The organism is Zoogloea sp. 1C4, assembly GCF_009469605.1.
GTDB lineage: Bacteria > Pseudomonadota > Gammaproteobacteria > Burkholderiales > Rhodocyclaceae > Zoogloea > Zoogloea oryzae.
Map to the genome: position 1 here is coordinate 14,949 of NZ_SSXU01000009.1, position 16,992 is coordinate 31,940.

General features: G+C 68.6%; 18 protein-coding genes. 6 read left to right on the forward strand and 12 right to left on the reverse strand.

Going from position 1 to position 16,992, the window contains the following annotated elements; all coding sequences use genetic code 11:
• Window positions 1–3 precede the first annotated feature (3 nt).
• From dsbD to GH681_RS12545, 8 genes are all read right to left on the reverse strand, one after another.
• Entirely contained in the window at window positions 4–1,830 is a 1,827-nt protein-coding gene (gene dsbD, locus GH681_RS12510; protein ID WP_153161821.1) for a protein-disulfide reductase DsbD, read from the reverse strand.
• A gap of 53 nt (window positions 1,831–1,883) precedes the next feature.
• Window positions 1,884–2,222 carry a divalent-cation tolerance protein CutA gene (gene cutA / locus GH681_RS12515; protein WP_153161822.1) on the reverse strand — a complete coding sequence of 113 codons (339 nt, stop codon included), beginning with the start codon at window positions 2,220–2,222 and terminating at the stop codon, window positions 1,884–1,886.
• A gap of 11 nt (window positions 2,223–2,233) precedes the next feature.
• Entirely contained in the window at window positions 2,234–3,016 is a 783-nt protein-coding gene (locus GH681_RS12520) for an ABC transporter permease (RefSeq protein WP_153161823.1), read from the reverse strand.
• Between the two features lie 8 nt (window positions 3,017–3,024).
• Window positions 3,025–3,963, reverse strand: a complete 939-nt coding sequence (locus GH681_RS12525) for an ATP-binding cassette domain-containing protein (RefSeq protein WP_153161824.1) — start codon at window positions 3,961–3,963, stop codon at window positions 3,025–3,027.
• Window positions 3,963–4,571, reverse strand: coding sequence for a glutathione S-transferase (locus tag GH681_RS12530; RefSeq protein ID WP_153161825.1), 609 nt, complete (start codon window positions 4,569–4,571; stop codon window positions 3,963–3,965). The genes GH681_RS12525 and GH681_RS12530 overlap by 1 nt, the downstream gene beginning before the upstream one ends.
• A 58-nt stretch (window positions 4,572–4,629) precedes the next feature.
• Window positions 4,630–5,268 (reverse strand): alpha/beta hydrolase, encoded by a 639-nt coding sequence (locus tag GH681_RS12535; protein ID WP_153161826.1) that lies wholly within the window; start codon window positions 5,266–5,268, stop codon window positions 4,630–4,632.
• 5 nt (window positions 5,269–5,273) lie between these two features.
• Window positions 5,274–5,582: a ferredoxin gene (locus GH681_RS12540; protein WP_153161827.1), complete on the reverse strand. Its 309-nt coding sequence runs from the start codon at window positions 5,580–5,582 to the stop codon at window positions 5,274–5,276.
• 75 nt (window positions 5,583–5,657) lie between these two features.
• Window positions 5,658–6,743, reverse strand: coding sequence for a VanZ family protein (locus GH681_RS12545; RefSeq protein WP_153161828.1), 1,086 nt, complete (start codon window positions 6,741–6,743; stop codon window positions 5,658–5,660).
• A gap of 117 nt (window positions 6,744–6,860) precedes the next feature.
• Between GH681_RS12545 and GH681_RS12550 the strand changes: the two genes are divergently transcribed.
• The gene (locus GH681_RS12550; protein ID WP_153161829.1) at window positions 6,861–7,754 is read left to right on the forward strand and encodes a beta-1,6-N-acetylglucosaminyltransferase; all 894 of its coding nucleotides are present in this window, start codon (window positions 6,861–6,863) and stop codon (window positions 7,752–7,754) included.
• 15 nt (window positions 7,755–7,769) lie between these two features.
• On the opposite strand, the gene GH681_RS12555 is transcribed toward GH681_RS12550, so the two are convergent.
• Genes GH681_RS12555 through GH681_RS12565 form a run of 3 tightly spaced genes read right to left on the reverse strand, consistent with a single transcriptional unit; the run spans window position 7,770 to window position 10,209 of the window.
• Window positions 7,770–8,240: an SCP2 domain-containing protein gene (locus GH681_RS12555; RefSeq protein WP_153161830.1), complete on the reverse strand. Its 471-nt coding sequence runs from the start codon at window positions 8,238–8,240 to the stop codon at window positions 7,770–7,772.
• Window positions 8,241–8,255: 15 nt separating this feature from the next.
• On the reverse strand, window positions 8,256–9,161 hold the full coding sequence (locus GH681_RS12560; RefSeq protein ID WP_153161831.1) for a U32 family peptidase: 906 nt from the start codon (window positions 9,159–9,161) through the stop codon (window positions 8,256–8,258).
• 34 nt (window positions 9,162–9,195) lie between these two features.
• Window positions 9,196–10,209, reverse strand: a complete 1,014-nt coding sequence (locus tag GH681_RS12565) for a peptidase U32 family protein (RefSeq protein ID WP_153161832.1) — start codon at window positions 10,207–10,209, stop codon at window positions 9,196–9,198.
• A gap of 200 nt (window positions 10,210–10,409) precedes the next feature.
• Here GH681_RS12565 and GH681_RS12570 point away from each other — a divergent pair, with 200 nt between their 5' ends.
• Together GH681_RS12570 and GH681_RS12575 are read left to right on the forward strand one after the other, a co-directional pair.
• Window positions 10,410–11,912 (forward strand): sodium:solute symporter family protein, encoded by a 1,503-nt coding sequence (locus GH681_RS12570; RefSeq protein ID WP_153161833.1) that lies wholly within the window; start codon window positions 10,410–10,412, stop codon window positions 11,910–11,912.
• 210 nt (window positions 11,913–12,122) lie between these two features.
• A complete protein-coding gene (locus GH681_RS12575) occupies window positions 12,123–12,725 on the forward strand; it encodes an LON peptidase substrate-binding domain-containing protein (RefSeq protein ID WP_153161834.1) in 603 nt (200 codons plus the stop codon).
• A 52-nt stretch (window positions 12,726–12,777) separates the two neighbouring features.
• On the opposite strand, the gene GH681_RS12580 is transcribed toward GH681_RS12575, so the two are convergent.
• Complete coding sequence (locus GH681_RS12580) at window positions 12,778–13,443, reverse strand: response regulator transcription factor (protein ID WP_194271226.1); 666 nt, start codon at window positions 13,441–13,443, stop codon at window positions 12,778–12,780.
• Between the two features lie 471 nt (window positions 13,444–13,914).
• On the opposite strand from GH681_RS12580, the gene GH681_RS12585 reads away from it, so the two are divergent.
• The 3 genes from GH681_RS12585 to GH681_RS12595 all read left to right on the forward strand — a co-directional run bounded on the left by GH681_RS12585 (window position 13,915) and on the right by GH681_RS12595 (window position 16,992).
• A complete protein-coding gene (locus tag GH681_RS12585; RefSeq protein ID WP_153161836.1) occupies window positions 13,915–15,789 on the forward strand; it encodes a methanol/ethanol family PQQ-dependent dehydrogenase in 1,875 nt (624 codons plus the stop codon).
• 125 nt (window positions 15,790–15,914) lie between these two features.
• Window positions 15,915–16,508 carry a pentapeptide repeat-containing protein gene (locus GH681_RS12590; protein WP_153161837.1) on the forward strand — a complete coding sequence of 198 codons (594 nt, stop codon included), beginning with the start codon at window positions 15,915–15,917 and terminating at the stop codon, window positions 16,506–16,508.
• A gap of 4 nt (window positions 16,509–16,512) precedes the next feature.
• On the forward strand, window positions 16,513–16,992 hold the full coding sequence (locus GH681_RS12595; RefSeq protein WP_228111890.1) for a c-type cytochrome: 480 nt from the start codon (window positions 16,513–16,515) through the stop codon (window positions 16,990–16,992).

Consider the following 16,992-nt stretch of genomic DNA (forward strand, 5'->3'; position numbering starts at 1 on the left):
GGATTATAACGGGTTTTGTGGCGGATTTTTGAGTGCTGAATCCAGCACCTTGCCGAAAATCTCCGCTTCCTGGAAGCCGACGACGCGCAGCGCCTTGCGCTCGGCGCCGGTGGCGTCGAAGAAGATGATGCCCGGCGGGCCGAAGAGGTTGAAGCGCTTGAGGAGCGCCTTGTCGTCGTCGTTGTTGGCGGTGACGTCGGCCTGGATCAGCTGGAAGCTGGCGAGGCGGCGGGCAACGGCGGGGTCGGCGAAGGTGAAGCGCTCCATCTCCTTGCACGAGATGCACCAGTCGGCATAGAAATCCAGCATCACCGGGCGGGTGGCGGTTTTCAGCACCGCGTCGAGCTCTTCCACCGAGCGCACGCGCTGGAACTTCGTCTCTGCTGCCGGGGCTGCGGCGGCCTGGGCGCGCAGGATGGCTAGGGGCTGCAGGGGATCGCGGGAGCCGGCCAGGGCGCCGATGAACATCGCCGTGCCGGCCAGCAGGGCGATCACGCCCCAGCCCTTCCAGAAGCGCTGCCAGCCGCTGGCGTGGGGCGGCAGGGGATCGAGGGCGTGGAGGTAGATCGCCGAGACGACCAGGATCGCCGCCCAGGCGAGCATGGTGACGACGCCCGGCAGGACCGGCGAGACCAGCCACACGGCCACCGCCAGCAGCATCACCCCGAAGGCGCGCTTGACGTTCTCCATCCACGGGCCCGTTTTGGGCAGGGCGCTGCGGGCGAGCACGCCGACGATGATCAGCGGCGCGCCCATGCCCAGCGCCATCACGAACAGAGCGATGCCGCCGAGGGTGGCGTCGCCGGTCTTGGCGATGTAGAGCAGGGCGCCGGCCAGCGGCGCGGCCACACAGGGGCCGACGATCAGCGCCGACAGGGTGCCCATGGCGATCACGCCGCCGGGCGAGCCGCCCTTCTGGTGGCTGGCGGTGTCGGAGAGGCGGCTTTGCAGCGCGGTGGGCATCTGCAGCTCGTAGAAGCCGAACATCGAGAACGACAGCACCACGAACACCAGCGCCAAACCGCCCAGCACCCACGGGTTCTGCAGCGCCGCCGACAGCAGCGTGCCCGAGAGCCCGGCAGCGACACCGGCCGCGGCGTAGGTGACGGCCATGCCCAGCACGTACAGCGCCGACAGGCTGAAGGCGCGGCCCTTGGAGATGGCGTGGCCGTGGCCGACGATGATGCCCGAGAGGATCGGGATCATCGGGAATACGCAGGGCGTGAAGGCCAGCAGCAGGCCGAAGCCGAAGAAGCTCGCGAGGGTGGCGAGCGTGCTGCCGCCAGCCAGCAGGCGGGCGATGCGGCCGGATTCGTCGTGGTCGTCGGCGGCCGCAGCCGGGGCGGGCGTGGCGGCGGGGGCGTCGCCCTTGCCCAGCGCCCGGGCGAGCAGGCTCTCGCCGGGGCCGCCGCTGGAGAGCGCCACGTCGAGGGTGTGGGTCTGCGGCGGGTAGCAGATGCCGATGTCGGCGCAGCCCTGGCTGACGAGGGTGAGCGGGAAGGGCGGCTTGCCGGCGGTGACGGGCAGGGTGAAGACGAGTTCCTTGCGGTAGATCTCGACTTCGCCGAAGGCGTCGTCCTTCTTGGGCTTGCCGGCGGGGAGCGCGGGTTCGCCGAAGCTGACGCCCTCGGCGTCGAACTTGAAGCGGTGGCGGTAGAGGTAGTAGCCGTCGGCGATCTGGAAGCGAACTTCGACGGTGTGGTCGTCAATCGCGCGGGCGGTGGCTCGGAAGGCCTGTTCGACGGGCAGCGGCTCACCGGCGGCGTGTACGCTGAAGGCGGCGAGCAGGAATGCGGCGAAGGCGAGGAGGTGGCGGATAAGACGGATCATGGCCGGCAGTGTGGCGGCAGGACGGCGGCCCTGCCAGGGGATGGATCAAGAAATCAGGGGTGCTGCTCGGTGGTTTCGGCGCCGACCCACGCCAGATAGGCGGGCAGGCCTTCGTGAAGAGGGACCGCGATGATTTCGGGAAGTTCGTAGGGGTGGACCTCGGTGAGCGCGGCCTGGAGAGCCGGGTAGCGGGCGAGGGTGGTCTTGATGAGTACCGGCACTTCGGTGGCGGATTCGACGGCGTCGTTCCAGCGATAAACCGAGGTGCACGCCGGCAGGATGTTCACGCAGGCGGCGAGGCGCTGCTCGACCAGCTGGCGGGCGACCTGCTTGGCGCTGTCGGCGTCGGGCAGGTTGGTGAGGACGAGGAGGGTTTCGGCAGGAGCGGTCATGGTCGTCGTCGTCAGTTGAGCAGGCGGCGCCGGGTGAGCGCCAGGGCCAGCCAGAAGGCCAGCACCGTGATGAGGGCCAGTACGGCCAGATGAAAGCCGATCTGCTGGGGCATCTGGCCGAGCAGCAGCGGGCGCACCAGCGCCACCGCGTGGGCCAGGGGCAGCTGGTTGGCCACCCCGAGCACCGCGTCGGGCAGCTGGCTCTGGGGGAAGAACACCCCGGAGAGCATGGTCATCGGCGTGATGAACAGGGTGAAGTAGTACATGAAGAAATCGTAGCTCGGCGCCAGGGCGGTCATGATGAGGCCAAGGGCGGCGAAGCACAGCCCGGTGAGGAAGACCACCGGGATCGCCGCCAGGGCCAGCGGCGAGGCGGCAAAGCCGAAGGCGGCGATCACCCCGAGGATGGCGGTGCCGGCGAGGGTGGCCTTGCTGGCGGCCCATACCAGTTCGGCGGCGACGATGTCGTCGAGCGCCACCGGGGCGTTCATGATGGCTTCCCAGGTCTTCTGCACGTGCATCCGCGAGAAGCCGGAGTACAGCGCCTCGAAGGTGGCGGCGTTCATCGTGGAATAGCACAGCGTGCCGCCGGCCAGGAAGGCGATGTAGGACACGCCCTCGACCTCCGGCACCAGCATCCCGAGCCCATAGCCGAGGCCCAGCATGTAGATCACCGGGTCGGCCAGGTTGCCGACGATGGATGGCAGGGCGAGCTTCTTCCAGACCAGGAAATTGCGGCGCCACACGGCAAGGAGGCGGGATGACAGCCGGGGTGGGGCGAAGATGGACGGCATGTTCGAGATCAGTCGCGCAGTTCGCGTCCGGTGAGCTTGAGGAAGACGTCTTCCAGGTTGGCCGGCCGGTGCAGGGTGCGCAGGCCTGGCTGGTGGGCCAGGTGGGCGAGCAGCGGTGCGGCGTCGTCGGTGTAGCAGAAGGCGGTCTCGCCGCTGATCTCGCAGCGCTTGCTGAGGCTGGCGGCGTGCTCGGCGGCCCAGGCGGCTGCGCCAGTGCCGCCGCCGTTCCATTCGCCGAAGACTTCGACCACCTGCGGTTCGATGTGCTCGGCGATCACCTCCCGCGGGCTGCCCTGGGTGAGGATGCGTCCGCCGTCGAGGATGGCCAGCCGGTTGGCGAGGCGTTCGGCCTCGTCCATGAAATGGGTGGTGAGAAGGATCGTGGTGCCTTCGGCGGTGAGCCGGCGCAGGCGCTCCCAGATGAGGTGGCGGGCCTGGGGGTCGAGGCCGGTGGTGGGCTCGTCGAGGATCAGCAGGTCCGGCTTGTTCACCAGCGCCCGGGCCAGGGTGAGGCGGCGCTTCATGCCGCCGGAGAGCGACTGGATGCGGGCGTTCTCCTTGCCCTCGAGGCCGGCGAAGGCGAGGAGCTCGGGGACGCGCGGGCGGATGTCGCGCTCGGGGATGCCGAAGTAGCCGGCGAAGATCAGCAGGTTCTCGGCACAGGTGAAATCCGGGTCGAGGCTGTCGAGCTGGGGCACCACGCCGACCCGCGCGCGGGCCTCACGGGCGCGCTCGGGCACCGGCTCGCCGCACAGGCGGATGCTGCCGCCGCTGGCGCCGGTGAGGCCCAGGGCACAGCGCAGGGTGGTCGTCTTGCCGGCGCCGTTGGGGCCGAGCAGCGCGAAGCATTCGCCGGGGACGAGGTGCAGGTCGATCCCGCGCACCACCTCCCGGGCGTCGGCGCCGGTGCCGAAGCGTTTGACGAGGCCGTCGATCTGGAGCGGCATCAGGCGGGCGGCGGGGCGGTGTCGGTGAAGGACGGCCGGGCGAGCAGGTCGGCGGCCCAGGCGGCGAGATTGGGGTGGGTGCTGCGCCAGTGCAGGTGGCCGAAGCGGAAGTCCAGATAGCCCAGCATGCAGCCCACGGCGATGTCGGCGATGTTGATGGCCGCGCCGCCAAAGCCCTTGCGCTGCACAAGGCGCTCTTCGAGCGCCGCGAGGCCGCGGTGGATCTTGGTGAGCTGGCGTTCGATGCCGGCCTGATCCTGCTTCTCGGGTGGGCGGTTACCTTCGAGGAAGGCCGCCACGGCGGCGTCGGTGATGCCGTCGGCCAGCGCTTCGGTCTGGCGCACCGGCAGGCTGGCCAGGCGCTCGGCCGGCAGCAGCGGGGCGCCGCCGAGGGTTTCGAGATACAGCGCGATCACCGGCGAGTCGTACCACACCTCGCCGTCGTCGGCGACCAGCGCCGGCACCTTGCCCAGCGGGTTGTAGGACGGCACGGCGGTTTCGGGCAGCCAGGGGATGTCCACCTCGAGGGTGAAGGGCAGGCCCTTCTCGGCGAGGGCGACGCGGATCTTGCGCGCGTAGGGGCTGGTGAGCGATGCGACGAGTTTCATCGGTTGGACCTCGGCGTGGCGGCCTGCGGGGCAGGCCGGGGTTGGCGGGCGCGACGGATCACAGGGGTTTCCAGGCGCGTTCGATGATCTTGCGGATGATGTGCAGCTTGCCGTGGAAGAAGTGGTCGGCGCCAGGCACGACCACCACCGGCAGCTCCTGGGGGGCGGCCCATTCCATCACGTTGGCGAGGGCCACGGTCTCGTCGGCCTCGCCGTGGATCACCAGGGTGTCGTCGGGGACGGGCTCGGTGGTGTAGCTGCGCGCGCCGGTGACGGTGCCGGCGGCGGTGCCCACCAGCACGATGCGGCCGGCCGGGGTGACGCCTTCGGCCAGCCGGGCGGCGACGCGGGTCTGCACGTAGGCGCCGAAGGAGAAGCCGCCGAGCGCGAGCGGCAGGCCGCCCCAGCGGCTCTGGGCCCAGCTGATGACGGCCAGCATGTCCTCGGTCTCGGCGCCGCCGTGGTCATGGGCGCCGACGCTCTTGCCCACGCCGCGGAAGTTGGGGCGCAGGGCCGCGTAGCCCAGGTCGCGGAAGACCCGCGCCAGGGTGTGCGCCACCTTGTTGGTGTTGCTGCCGTGGAACAGTGGGTGCGGGTGGCAGATCAGCGCGATGCCGCGCACCTGGGCCGGCGTGTCGATGATGAGCTCGATCGGGCCGTCGGGGCCGTTGATGAGGGCGGTTTCGGTGGCTGCCATGGTGTTCAGATCTTCAGGCGCTCGACGATCCGGCCGTTCTGCAGGTGCTCGGCGATGATCTCGTCGATGTCGGATTTATCGACGAAGGTGTACCAGGTTTCTTCCGGGTAGACCACGAGCAGCGGACCGTCGTCGCAGCGGCCCAGGCAGCCGGCCTTGTTCACGCGGATCTGGCCCTTGCCGTTGAGGCCCAGGGCGCTGATGCGCTCCTTGGCGTAGGTCTGCAGCTCGACCGCGCCGTGGTTGGCGCAACAGGTTTCGCCCTCGGCGCGCTGGTTGCAGCAGAAGAAAACGTGGTGCTGGAAATAACTCATCGGGCGTCTCCGCAAATCGGGGGTGTTCTGGAAAATGACGCGATTATCGGTCAATCGTTCCGCTGGCGGCGGATTTCAGCGCCCGCGATAAGGGTCGCGGGGCGTGCTGGCGCCCAGCAGGCCCAGGTAGGCAAAGGTGACGAAGGGCCACAGGCTGGCGGTGAGCTGGGTGAGCCCGTGGAAGTTGAGGAAGTTGCCCCGCTGGATCAGGGTCACGTCGGTGGGCAGGAAGGGGTTCTCCGGGGCCAGGTTGACCAGCGCAGTGCCCACCAGCAGGGCCATGCCGGCCAGCATGGTGTGGCTGCGGGCGGGCAGCAGCAGGCAGGCGGCGAGGACCATGGTGCCGGCGGCCAGCCCGATCTGCCCGCCGGGGGTGGCCCAGTGGAGCGGATCGCCCGGCGCGAAGAAGGCCGACGAGGCGAGGGTCTTCGCACCCAGCCCGAGCACCACCAGCAGCACCAGCGGCCACGGGGAGAACTGGCGCATCACGCAGCGCGCGGTGAGCCCCACGGCCACCAGCTGGCTGGCGGCGATGGCGGCCTCGACCTTCATGAAGCGGGTTGGGTTGAACTGCAGCGGGGTGGGCAGATCGAGCAGCCGGCGCAGGTCGCCAGTGGCGAACAGCAGGCTCTCGGGGGTGAGCAGGGTGAGCAGCCACAGGCCCAGCAGCACCAGCCCGATCTCGCCCACGTGGCCGGGCACGATGCGCCGGTGGCGCCAGCGGGTGAGGCCGCTGCGGGGGTCGAACAGGGCGCCGCTCCAGCGTCCGCCGGCCAGCGCCCCAAGGATGCCGCCCAGGGTGTTGCAGCCCACATCGACGTTGGACGGCACCCGGCTGGGCAGGAAGTTCTGCAGGGTTTCGACCGACAGGCTGAGGGCGAAGGTGACCAGGATCGCCACCACCACCGCCCATCCCTTGGGTAGCCGCGACGGCATGGCCGCCACCAGCGCGAAGCTGAAGGGCATGATGCCGAGCACGTTCACGATGAGGTCGACCCGGCCGTAGTAGCGCGGCCAGGGTTGGTACAGGAAGTCGAACACCGGCAGCCCGGTGTCACGCCAGCCGGTGAAGGGGTGCAGGCAGGCGTAGACGATCAGTACGCCGATGACGGCGGCGAACCAGGCGGCGAGGGGCGAGCTTCGGCGTGGGTGGGTGGGCATGGGGCCGGAGATTGGGCGGGTTGTCGCAATTCTAGCGGGTCGTTGGCGCGCGTGCCGCCGGGCGGCCGCTCGGGTTATGCTTGAGCGGCCTGCTGCCCGCCAATCAAGCTTCACGCCATGCCCCAACGAATCGGCTTTGTTCTGCTGACCCACGCCAACACGCCGCAGGTCCGCCGCCTGATCGGCACGCTCGACCGCATGTTCGACGCGCCGCCCATCGTCTGTCACCACGATTTTTCGAAATCTGACCTGCCGGCCCGGGGTTTTGGCGCAAATTTTTCATTCGTGCGGCCCCATGAGGTGACCGGCTGGGGGCGTTTCTCGATTGTCGAGGCGACCCTGCGCGGCATCGAGGCGCTGTATGCCCGGCCCAATCCGCCCGACTGGTTCGTGCTGCTGAGCGCGGCGGATTATCCGGTGAAACCGGCGGAGAAGATTCTCGCCGATCTGGCCGCGAGCCCCTTCGATGCCTTTGTGGAGCACCGGGAGATCAGCTACGAGCGCCGCCGGGAGCCCGCCGACAAGATGTATTTCCGGCGCTACCGGACTTTCCGCTTCCATGTGGCGGCGCTGTTTGGCGGCGCGCCGGCGGATCGCTTCTTCACCCTGGAGCATCCGCTGCTGACACGCCACTTCACGCCATTTTCGGAGGCGTTCCGCTGTTATTTCGGCAGCCAGTGGTTCTGCGCCAACGGCAAGGCGGCCGAGCATCTGCTGCGTTTTCATCGGGAGCAGCGCGGCCTGGCAGAGCACTACCGGCGCCAGGAGCGCTACCGGGTGATCTGCCCGGACGAGTCCTACATCCAGACGATCCTCGCCAACGACCCCGGGCTGAAGGTGGCGAACGACCCGCTGCGCTACATCGACTGGGTGGCGGGCGAGCCCCATCCGCGCACCCTGGGCTGTGCCGATCTGCCGGCGATCGCCCGATCCACCGCCCACTTTGCCCGCAAGTTCGACGTGGCGGTGGACGCTGCGGTGCTGGACCGGCTGGACGAGATCGTCGGCTAAGGGCCGACGGCGGGCCTAGTGCCCGCGGGCGAAGAGCTGGGCGGCGCCGGGCAGTTTGAGGGCGGCGAGCTTTGCCATCACGCCGTCCCAATCCACCGCATCCAGCGTGTTCTTGACCAGCAGGCCCAGGTCGGTCTCGCCTTCCATCAGCAGGCGGCGGCTGAAGAACAGGGTGTCCGGGTCTTCCTCGCGGAGCGCCAGGGCCAGGTAGTCGCGGGTCTTGGCCGAGATGGTGAGATCCGGGTCGCGCCCGTCGAACAGCGGGCTGAAGCCCCGCGGCCCGAAGGTGAAGCGCAGCGCCATGCCGGCGTCGGTTACCTTGAGCAGCAGGCGCTTGCTGGTGAGGGGTTCCAGGGTGTCGCGGGGCAGAAGGCGGTCGAGGGCCAGGTTGAGGCCGGTGACCAGCGCCAGGGTGGGCGGCAGCTGCGGCAGGCGGGCGCCCACGCGGGCGAAGGGGCCGGGCAGGGTGAAGGCGGGGATTTTCATCGGCGGGCTCTGGGCTCAGAGGGTGACGAACTGTTCGACGCCCGGGCGGCCGTGCCAGAAGCCGTTGCACGGTTCGTCCGGCAGGAGCGGCAGGGCATCGGTGAGGGCATCCATGGGCGGGATCAGGCCATCCACGGCGCGGCGGAAGAGATCGACGATCTCGGCGGTGTGCTCGCCCTGGGGGCTGATGCGCAGGATGTCGATGCCGTCGGCGACCACCGCGGGGAGGTCGGCCAGCAGGGTGTGCACGTGGGCCGACTGGGTCTGGATGCCGTTGAGGGTGAGGAAAGGCTCGCCCTCGCGGGTCTTGAGGGGGATGCCGTCGGCGAACTGCAGGCAGCGGAACTCGCAGGTGTCCTTCTGCAGATTGAAATGGCGGGCGGTGAAGCAGCGCGCCGAGTAGGCCAGCGGCAGGCGGCCGTGGGCGAAGATCTCGGTTTCCATGTCGCGCCCGAGGCCGTGGCGCAGTTCGGCGATCTGCTTGCGCGACATCTCCGGCGGGGCCACCCAGCGGGTCGCGCCCAGGTCGGCGAACATGCCGAGGGTGACCGGGTTGAAGATGTTGAGCGTGGGGCCGGCGATCCAGTTGGTGACCGGCGCGTCGCCGCTGGTGAGGAGCTCCACCGCGCCCATGTCGTTGGCCTCGACGCGGAACGTGCCGTTGGCGACGATGCGGCGCAGGGTTTTGAGGTCGGATTCGGATTCGACCAGCACCTGGCTCGACAGCACGACGTCCTTGCCGGCGCCGGCGAGCATCTCGGCGATCTCGATCCAGTCGGGCAGGCGCAGCTCGTGGCGGCGGGAGCAGACAGTCTCGCCGAGATAGACGATATCCACCGGCGAATCCGCCATGTCGGCGTAGAAGGCGAGGGTGGACTGGCGGGGCCAGTAGTAGAGCAGGGGGCCGAGGGCGAGTTTCATCGGTGGTCGGGCTTTCGGGCGGTTCGGGGGCGGCTCATTTCCAGGGGCGGTAGTAGGCGCCCAGGGTGTGGCTCTGCCCTTCGGAGTTCTTGTTGAGGGCGTTCATCCAGGCCGGGTCGACGCGGAAGGGCTGCGGGTCGTCCAGCAGGCGGTCGATGGCGGCCCGCCATACCTGGGTGACTTGCGCCACGTAGGCCGGGCTGCGCTGGCGGCCCTCGATCTTGATGGCGCGCACGCCGACCCGGGCGAGCTCGGGCAGCAGCTCGAGGGTGTTGAGGCTGGTGGGCTCCTCGATGGCGTAGTAGGTCTCGCCATTCACGTCGAAGCGGCCCTTGCACAGGGTGGGGTAGCCGGCCCGCTCGCCGTCGGCGAAGCGGTCGATCAGGATGCCGCCCAGGCGCGTCTCCATGCCCTTGGGGGTCTGCTCCCAGCGCACGTGCTTGCCCGGCGAGCAGGCGCCGTTGCAGTTGGGCGACTCGCCGGTGGCGTAGGCGGAGAGGGCGCAGCGCCCTTCCACCATCACGCACAGCCCGCCAAAGCCGAAGACCTCGATCTCGACCGGCGTGTTGGCGATCACCTGCTCGACCTGGGCCAGGGACAGCACCCGCGGCAGCACCGCGCGGGAGATGCCGAAGTGGCGGTGGTAGAAGTTGATCGCGTCGTAGCTGGTGGCCGAGCCCTGCACCGACAGATGCAGGCGCAGGTCCGGATGCACGCGCCGGGCGTAGGCCATCAGGCCCGGGTCGGCGAGGATCACCGCGTCCATGCCGAAGGCGGCGGCCCGATCCACGGCGCCGGTCCAGCGCTGCCAGTTGTCGGTCTGCGGGTAGGTGTTGAGGGCCAGCAGGACCTTGCGGCCGCGGTCGTGGGCGTAGCGCACACCTTCGCCCAGGGCCTTGTCGTCGAAGTTGAGGCCGCTGAAGTTGCGGGCGTTGGTGGCGTCCTTGAAGCCGAGGTAAACACAGTCGGCGCCGTGGTCCACGGCGGTCTTGAGGGCGGGCAGGCTGCCGGCGGGGCAGACCAGTTCGATTTGGCGCGCTGAAGTCATGGGCAGTGGGGCGGCAGGAATGACGCGGCGGGACTATAGGCGCCCGCTGCCCGGTGCACCTTGACGGGGGTCAACGGGGGCACGCAGGCGGCTGTGCCCCGAGTTGGTGCGTCGCGCAGGCCGCTGTTCCGGGTTTCCCTCTTTCCGCCCCCAGGCCCCTATAATCCGCGGATTCGCCAACGTTTTTTCCGTTTTTGCGCATGCTTCTCTGGTTCGTCATTGCCTACTGGCTGATCTCGGTGGCCATCGGCCTCGCCGCCGCCACGCGGGTCCATAACACCAAGGACTTCGCGGTGGCCGGCCGCCATCTGCCCTTCTACATGGTCACCGCCACGGTGTTCGCCACCTGGTTCGGTTCCGAGACCGTGCTGGGCGTGCCGGCCACCTTCCTCAACGAGGGGCTGCACGGCGTGGTGGCCGACCCCTTCGGCTCGTCGATGTGCCTGATCCTGGTGGGCCTGTTCTTCGCGGCGCCGCTGTACCGCATGAACCTGCTCACCATCGGCGACTTCTACAAGAAGCGCTACGGGCGCGGTGTCGAGGTGCTCACCACCGTCGCCATCGTGATCTCCTACCTGGGCTGGGTGGGCGCGCAGATCTCGGCGCTGGGGCTGGTGTTCAACGTGGTGTCGGGCGGTGAGATCAGCAAGACGATGGGCATGTGGATCGGCTCCGGCACCATCCTCATCTACACCCTGTTCGGCGGCATGTGGGCGGTGGCGGTCACCGATTTCCTGCAGATGATCATCATCGTGATCGGCATGCTGTGGATCGGCGGCGAGGTGAGCGGCATGGCTGGCGGGGTGGGGGTGGTGGTGAACCACGCGATGGAATCCGGCAAGTTCAACATGCTGCCGCCGCCCGATGCGAAGGAGGTGATCGCCTTCATCGCCGCGGCGATCACCATGATGCTGGGCTCCATCCCCCAGCAGGACGTCTTCCAGCGGGTGCAGTCGGCCAAGTCCGAGAAGATCGCGGTGTGGGGTTCGGTGCTGGGCGGCAGCCTGTATTTCCTGTTCGCCTTCGTGCCGATGTTCCTGGCCTATTCCGCCACGCTGATCGACCCGGAGATGGTCGCCCGCCTGATCGATTCCGATTCCCAGATGATCCTGCCGGAGCTGGTGCTCTCCAAGGCGCCGCTGTTCGCCCAGGTGATGTTCTTCGGCGCGCTGCTGTCAGCGATCAAGAGCTGCGCCTCGGCCACGCTGCTGGCGCCGTCGGTCACCTTCACCGAGAACATCCTCAAGCCGGCGCTGCCGCACCTCACCGATAAAAAGCTGCTGTTCTGGATGCGTGTGGTGACGCTGATCTTCACCGTGCTGGTCACGCTGTACGCCATGTTCTCCAAGGCGACGATCTTCAAGATGGTCGAGAACGCCTACCAGATCACCCTGGTGTCGGCCTTCATCCCGCTGCTGTGCGGGCTGTACTGGCGGCGCGCCACCAACCAGGGCGCGCTGGCCTCGATCTTCTGTGGCATTTCGGTGTGGCTCGGCGTGCATCTGGCCGGCGGCGACGACCCTTTCGTGCCCGCCCAGCTGGCCGGGCTGATCGCCAGCGCGGTCGGGATGATCGTCGGCTCGCTGGTGAAGCAATGGGTGCCCCACGACATCGGTGTGCACGACCGTCTGCGCCACGGCCACCACGCCGCCGACGCCCACGGCGTGGCCCACGAGGGCATCGGGGCGGTGCATCGGCATTGATTTTTTGGGTAGTGGGGATTGGGTAGTGGGAAATGGGTGGAAGCTGCTGAACCCCTTTCCCGTTTTCTGATCTGTCACTGAGGTAATCGCAGCGGCCACGCCGGTTCAGCCATCACCCACTCCCCACTCCCCACTCCCCATTACCCATTACCCATTACCCATTACCCATTACCCATTACCTGCTTCCCACCACCCACTCCCCATCCCGCCATGACCGCCCAAGCCCTGCCCGCCGAGATCCCGCTCTTTCCCCTGGGCGTGGTGCTGTTTCCTGATGGCCTGCTGCAGCTCAAGCTGTTCGAGGCGCGCTATCTCGACATGGCGGCCCGCTGCATGAAGGCCAACGCGCCCTTCGGCGTGTGCCTGATCCGCGAGGGCGCCGAGGTGGGCGATGCGGCGGTGCCCCACAACATCGGCTGCATGGCGAGCATCGTCGATTGGGACATGTCCCAGCCGGGGCTGCTCTTCATCACCACCCGCGGCGGCCCGCGCTTCCGCATCGTCGAGCGCACCATCCAGCACGACAAGCTGCAGACCGCCCGCGTCGAATGGCTGCCTGAACCCGCGCCCCAGCCCGTGCCGCCCGCGCTGGCCGACATGCTGCCGCTGCTCCAGGCCATCGTCAGCGACGCCGGCGAGACCGTCTTCCCGCCGCCCCACCGCTTCGACGACGCCACCTGGGTCGGCTACCGCCTGGCGGAGGTGCTGCCCATCCCGCCCGAAGCCCGCGTGCGCCTGCTCGAACTGGACGACACGATCTCGCGGCTCGAGATCCTCCACACCTACCTCAAGCAGCACAAGCTGGTGGGCTGAGCTCGTTCCGGCGCAGAGACTGGCTGATGGGGGCGCGACGCAGGGGCCGTCGTCAGGTGGGGGCCATGCGCAGGGGGGCGCCTGCGGGCAGGTCGGTCAGCCCATGTCGCACGGCCAGCCGCAGGAGATGGAAGTCGTTGTCGACGCCGAGTTTCTGACGCACCGACGACATGTGGTTGTGCACCGTCTTCTGGCTCAGATGCAGGCGCTGGGCGATGGCATCCACCGATTCACCGTTCACCGCCATGCGCAGCACGTCGAACTCCCGCGGGGTGAGCCGTGAAAGGGGCGCTTCCTCGGCCAGGGCCGCGCTCGCCACGCCCTGCGCCACCTCGGCCGACAGCACCCGGCGCCCCACGGCAACGTCGCGGATCGCCGTCAGGACCTCGCCCGGTTCGCTGTTCTTGGTGAGGTAGCCAAGAGCGCCTGCGCGCATCGCCTGAACGACGAAGCTGGGGTTGTCGTGCATGCTGACCACCAGCACCCGCAGCTGCGGTTCCCGCGCCAGCATGCGCCGGATGGCATCGATGCCGCTGCTCTCGCGCAGGCTCAGATCCACCATTGCCACGTCGACGCCGCCGCTTTCGCACAACCGCCCATAAGCCTCATCGGCGGTGGCCGCCTCGCCCACCACCACCAGATCCGTTTCTGCGTCGATCAGTCGGCGGTAGCCGGTGCGCACCACGGCGTGGTCTTCCACGAGCATGATCCGGATCATTGCAGGCCCGTCTCTGCCGCGCTGCCCGCGCCGCGCTCCGCTGTGCCTGCCGGCTGCGTCACATTGGAGCGGTCTGTCTGCGGCAGGGTAGGACGTCTCCGCGGGCGGTGCTGTCCGCGTCTGGCGGCGGTGTGCCGGTCGGCCGTCGCCGCCTCGTGGGCCATCGGGCCCGTCGGGGCTTCGGTGAGGGCGTGTGTGGTCTCCTGCGCCCCTTGCGCGCCCCGGTTCTCACCAAGCCATTTCATCGCGTGCTCCTTTGGTTCTGCTGTCCTCGAACGGAACAGTGTGCAACGCCCGTGCCAGCCTGAGGCGGTTTTCAGGCCGGGAAAGTTTCCCGACGTTGCGGGGAGCATCTCCCGCGACAGGGGTAAAGCGCGCCTTGGATACTGGATTTAGCGCAGGGCGTTGGCATCACGGGAGGTCGATGGCCACGCGCAGGACATCACAACAATCCGGAGACAAGGAGTCCCCATGAAAGGAATCAATCAAGCCCGTCGGCTCAAGCCGGCCTTGCTGGCGCTTGCGCTGGCCACGCTGTGTGCAGGTGGCGCCCAGGCCGCTGGCAAGGCCGTCACCTGGGACGACATCCGCAACGACGACAAGACCCCGGGCGACGTGCTCACCTACGGCCTGGGCCTGAAGGCTCAGCGGCATAGCCCGCTCAAGACGGTCAACACCAAGAACGTGGCCGGCCTGGTGCCGGTGTGGAGCTTTTCGTTCGGCGGCGAGAAGCAGCGCGGCCAGGAGGCCCAGGCGCTCGTCCATGATGGGGTGATCTACGTGACCTCGTCCTACTCGCGGATCTACGCGGTTGAGGCCAAGACCGGCAAGCGCCTGTGGGAATACGAGGCCCGCCTGCCGGAAGACATCCGCCCGTGCTGTGACGTGGTCAACCGTGGCGCCGCCATCTACGGCGACAAGATCTACTTCGGCACCCTGGACGCCGGCATCGTGGCCCTCAACAAGGACACCGGCAAGGTGGTCTGGAAGAAGAAGTGGGGCGACCACAAGGTCGGCTACACCATGACCGGCGCGCCCTTCGTGATCCAGGACCAGCACAGCGGCAAGGTGCTGCTGGTGCACGGCTCGTCGGGGGATGAGTTCGGCGTGGTGGGCTGGCTGTTCGCCCGCGATCCGGAGACCGGCGAGGAAGTCTGGGCCCGCCCGATGGTCGAAGGCCACATGGGTCGCCTGAACGGCAAGGAGAGCACCCCCACCGGCGACGCCAGCGCCCCCACCTGGCCGAAGGACAAGGACGGCAAGCCCACCGAGGCCTGGCATCACGGCGGCGGCGCCCCGTGGCAGACCGCCAGCTTCGACCTCGAGAAGAACATGGTCGTGATCGGCACCGGCAACCCGGCGCCGTGGAACACCTGGAAGCGCACCCAGGAAGGCGACGATCCGCGCAACTGGCCCAGCCTGTTCACCTCCGGCCAGGCCTACGTGGACGCCAGCACCGGCGAACTCAAGGGCTTCTTCCAGCACACCCCCAACGACGCCTGGGACTTCTCCGGCAACAACTCGGTGGTGCTCTTCGAGTACAAGGACCCGAAGACCGGCAAGCTCGTGAAGGCATCCGCCCACGCCGACCGCAACGGCTTCTTCTTCGTGACCGACCGGGAAAAGCTGACCAACGGCGCCGGCTACCCGAACAAGCCCACGTCGCTCATCGGCGCCTGGCCGTTCGTGGACGGCATCACCTGGGCCAAGGGCTGGGACCTGACTACCGGCAAGCCCATCGAGACGGGCAACCGTCCGCCCGAGCCGAAGGCCGGCGCCGACAAGGGTGACAGTGTCTTCGTCTCCCCGCCCTTTCTGGGTGGCACCAACTGGATGCCCATGTCGTACAGCCCGGACACCGGCCTGTTCTACATCCCCGCCAACCACTGGGCGATGGACTACTGGACCGAGCACCTGACCTACAAGGCCGGCTCCGCCTACCTGGGCCAGGGTTTCCGCATCAAGCGCCTGTTCGACGACCACGTGGGCACCCTGCGCGCGATCGATCCGAAGAGCGGCAAGATCGCCTGGGAACACAAAGAGAAGTTCCCCCTGTGGGCCGGCACGCTGACCACCGCCGGCGGGCTGCTCTTCACGGGCACCTCGGATGGCTTCATCAAGGCCTTTGACGCCAGGACCGGCAAGGAACTGTGGAAATTCCAGACCGGCTCCGGGATCGTCTCCGTGCCCATCACCTGGGAACAGGACGGCGAGCAGTACATCGGCCTGTCCTCCGGCTACGGCGGCGCCGTGCCCCTGTGGGGCGGCGACATGGCCGATCTGACCAAGCAGGTCACCCAGGGCGGCTCCTACTGGGTCTTCAAGCTGCCCAAGGCAGGTCGCTGAGCCTGACCCGGCGATGTCCGCGCCGTCTCCCGCGGGCATCGCCGGCCAGCCTGGCCGCGACGGCGGCGTGCGCCCGGTGCGCATCGCCGGCCGTCGTCCTTCCATCCAACGAGAAAGGACACCTCATGCTGTCCGTCTTTCCGCGTGCGGCGCTGGCGGCGATGGCCGTCGCGCTGCTTCTTGCCGGCCCCGAGGCCGGTGCGCGGGCTAATCCCGCCGAACCCGAAGTGCACGGCACCTGCGGCATGTGGCCCCACGCCCGCTGCCGGGGCGCCGATCTGCGCCACAAGGATCTGTCGGCCCTCGACCTCGCCGGGGCCGACTTCACCGGCGCCAACCTCGCCCGGGCCGACCTGCGCGCAGCCAATCTGGCCGGGGCGATCTTCGACGGCGCCGATCTCAGCGGCGCGCGCCTCTCCAAGGCCAACGCGCCGGGCGCCTCCTTCCGCAACGCCCGTCTCGTCGGGGCCGACCTGGAGTTCGCCCGCATCATGCGCGCCGACTTCACTGGCGCCGATCTCTCCGCGGCCAACATGGAAGCGGCCCGCGCCGCCTTCACGTGGTTCAACAAGGCGCGGCTCACCAACGCCAACCTCCAGGAGACCAAGTTCAACGCCACCGACCTGCGCGGCGCCAACCTGGAAGGCGCCCTGCTGCGCTACACGATCTTTCCCGACTCGACCTTCGACGGCTGCGTCGGCTGTCCGACCGACTGGTGACGCCATGACTTCCTTCTTCCGACTTGTCGTCGCGGGGGCGCTGGCGCTGCTCGTCCAGCCCGCCCTGGCCTTCGAGGTGGCCGAGCCCGCCGTTGCGACCTTCGACGTGGACACCACCGGCCTGCCGCCGCCACCGGCCGGCGAGGGCAACCCTTACCGGGGCAATGCCCGGGCGGCGGAGATTGGCCGGACCCTCTTCAACCAGACCTGCGCCCGCTGCCACGGCGTCGATGCGGTGAGCCGGAACATGCCGGGCCCCGACCTCGCCCGCCTCGACAAGGCCTGCCGGCCCATCGCCGACCCGGCGGTGCGCGCCCACTGCCTGGCCGACAACGACGCCTACTTTCTGGATTCCGTGCAGAACGGCAAGGTCCGCGTCGGGGTGAGCCACATGCCGGCCTGGAAGACGGTGCTGTCGCCCCAGTTGATCTGGACGCTGCGCACCTTTGTGGAAAGCCGGGCGCCCAAGCGCGCCGCGGAGTGA

What these genes read in the sequence shown, in the direction of transcription:
- dsbD (WP_153161821.1), bottom strand. Translation starts at nt 1,830, where the DNA reads ATGATCCGTCTTATCCGCCACCTCCTCGCCTTCGCCGCATTCCTGCTC.
- cutA (WP_153161822.1), bottom strand. Translation starts at nt 2,222, where the DNA reads ATGACCGCTCCTGCCGAAACCCTCCTCGTCCTCACCAACCTGCCCGAC.
- GH681_RS12520 (WP_153161823.1), bottom strand. Translation starts at nt 3,016, where the DNA reads ATGCCGTCCATCTTCGCCCCACCCCGGCTGTCATCCCGCCTCCTTGCC.
- GH681_RS12525 (WP_153161824.1), bottom strand. Translation starts at nt 3,963, where the DNA reads ATGCCGCTCCAGATCGACGGCCTCGTCAAACGCTTCGGCACCGGCGCC.
- GH681_RS12530 (WP_153161825.1), bottom strand. Translation starts at nt 4,571, where the DNA reads ATGAAACTCGTCGCATCGCTCACCAGCCCCTACGCGCGCAAGATCCGC.
- GH681_RS12535 (WP_153161826.1), bottom strand. Translation starts at nt 5,268, where the DNA reads ATGGCAGCCACCGAAACCGCCCTCATCAACGGCCCCGACGGCCCGATC.
- GH681_RS12540 (WP_153161827.1), bottom strand. Translation starts at nt 5,582, where the DNA reads ATGAGTTATTTCCAGCACCACGTTTTCTTCTGCTGCAACCAGCGCGCC.
- GH681_RS12545 (WP_153161828.1), bottom strand. Translation starts at nt 6,743, where the DNA reads ATGCCCACCCACCCACGCCGAAGCTCGCCCCTCGCCGCCTGGTTCGCC.
- GH681_RS12550 (WP_153161829.1), top strand. Translation starts at nt 6,861, where the DNA reads ATGCCCCAACGAATCGGCTTTGTTCTGCTGACCCACGCCAACACGCCG.
- GH681_RS12555 (WP_153161830.1), bottom strand. Translation starts at nt 8,240, where the DNA reads ATGAAAATCCCCGCCTTCACCCTGCCCGGCCCCTTCGCCCGCGTGGGC.
- GH681_RS12560 (WP_153161831.1), bottom strand. Translation starts at nt 9,161, where the DNA reads ATGAAACTCGCCCTCGGCCCCCTGCTCTACTACTGGCCCCGCCAGTCC.
- GH681_RS12565 (WP_153161832.1), bottom strand. Translation starts at nt 10,209, where the DNA reads ATGACTTCAGCGCGCCAAATCGAACTGGTCTGCCCCGCCGGCAGCCTG.
- GH681_RS12570 (WP_153161833.1), top strand. Translation starts at nt 10,410, where the DNA reads ATGCTTCTCTGGTTCGTCATTGCCTACTGGCTGATCTCGGTGGCCATC.
- GH681_RS12575 (WP_153161834.1), top strand. Translation starts at nt 12,123, where the DNA reads ATGACCGCCCAAGCCCTGCCCGCCGAGATCCCGCTCTTTCCCCTGGGC.
- GH681_RS12580 (WP_194271226.1), bottom strand. Translation starts at nt 13,443, where the DNA reads ATGATCCGGATCATGCTCGTGGAAGACCACGCCGTGGTGCGCACCGGC.
- GH681_RS12585 (WP_153161836.1), top strand. Translation starts at nt 13,915, where the DNA reads ATGAAAGGAATCAATCAAGCCCGTCGGCTCAAGCCGGCCTTGCTGGCG.
- GH681_RS12590 (WP_153161837.1), top strand. Translation starts at nt 15,915, where the DNA reads ATGCTGTCCGTCTTTCCGCGTGCGGCGCTGGCGGCGATGGCCGTCGCG.
- GH681_RS12595 (WP_228111890.1), top strand. Translation starts at nt 16,513, where the DNA reads ATGACTTCCTTCTTCCGACTTGTCGTCGCGGGGGCGCTGGCGCTGCTC.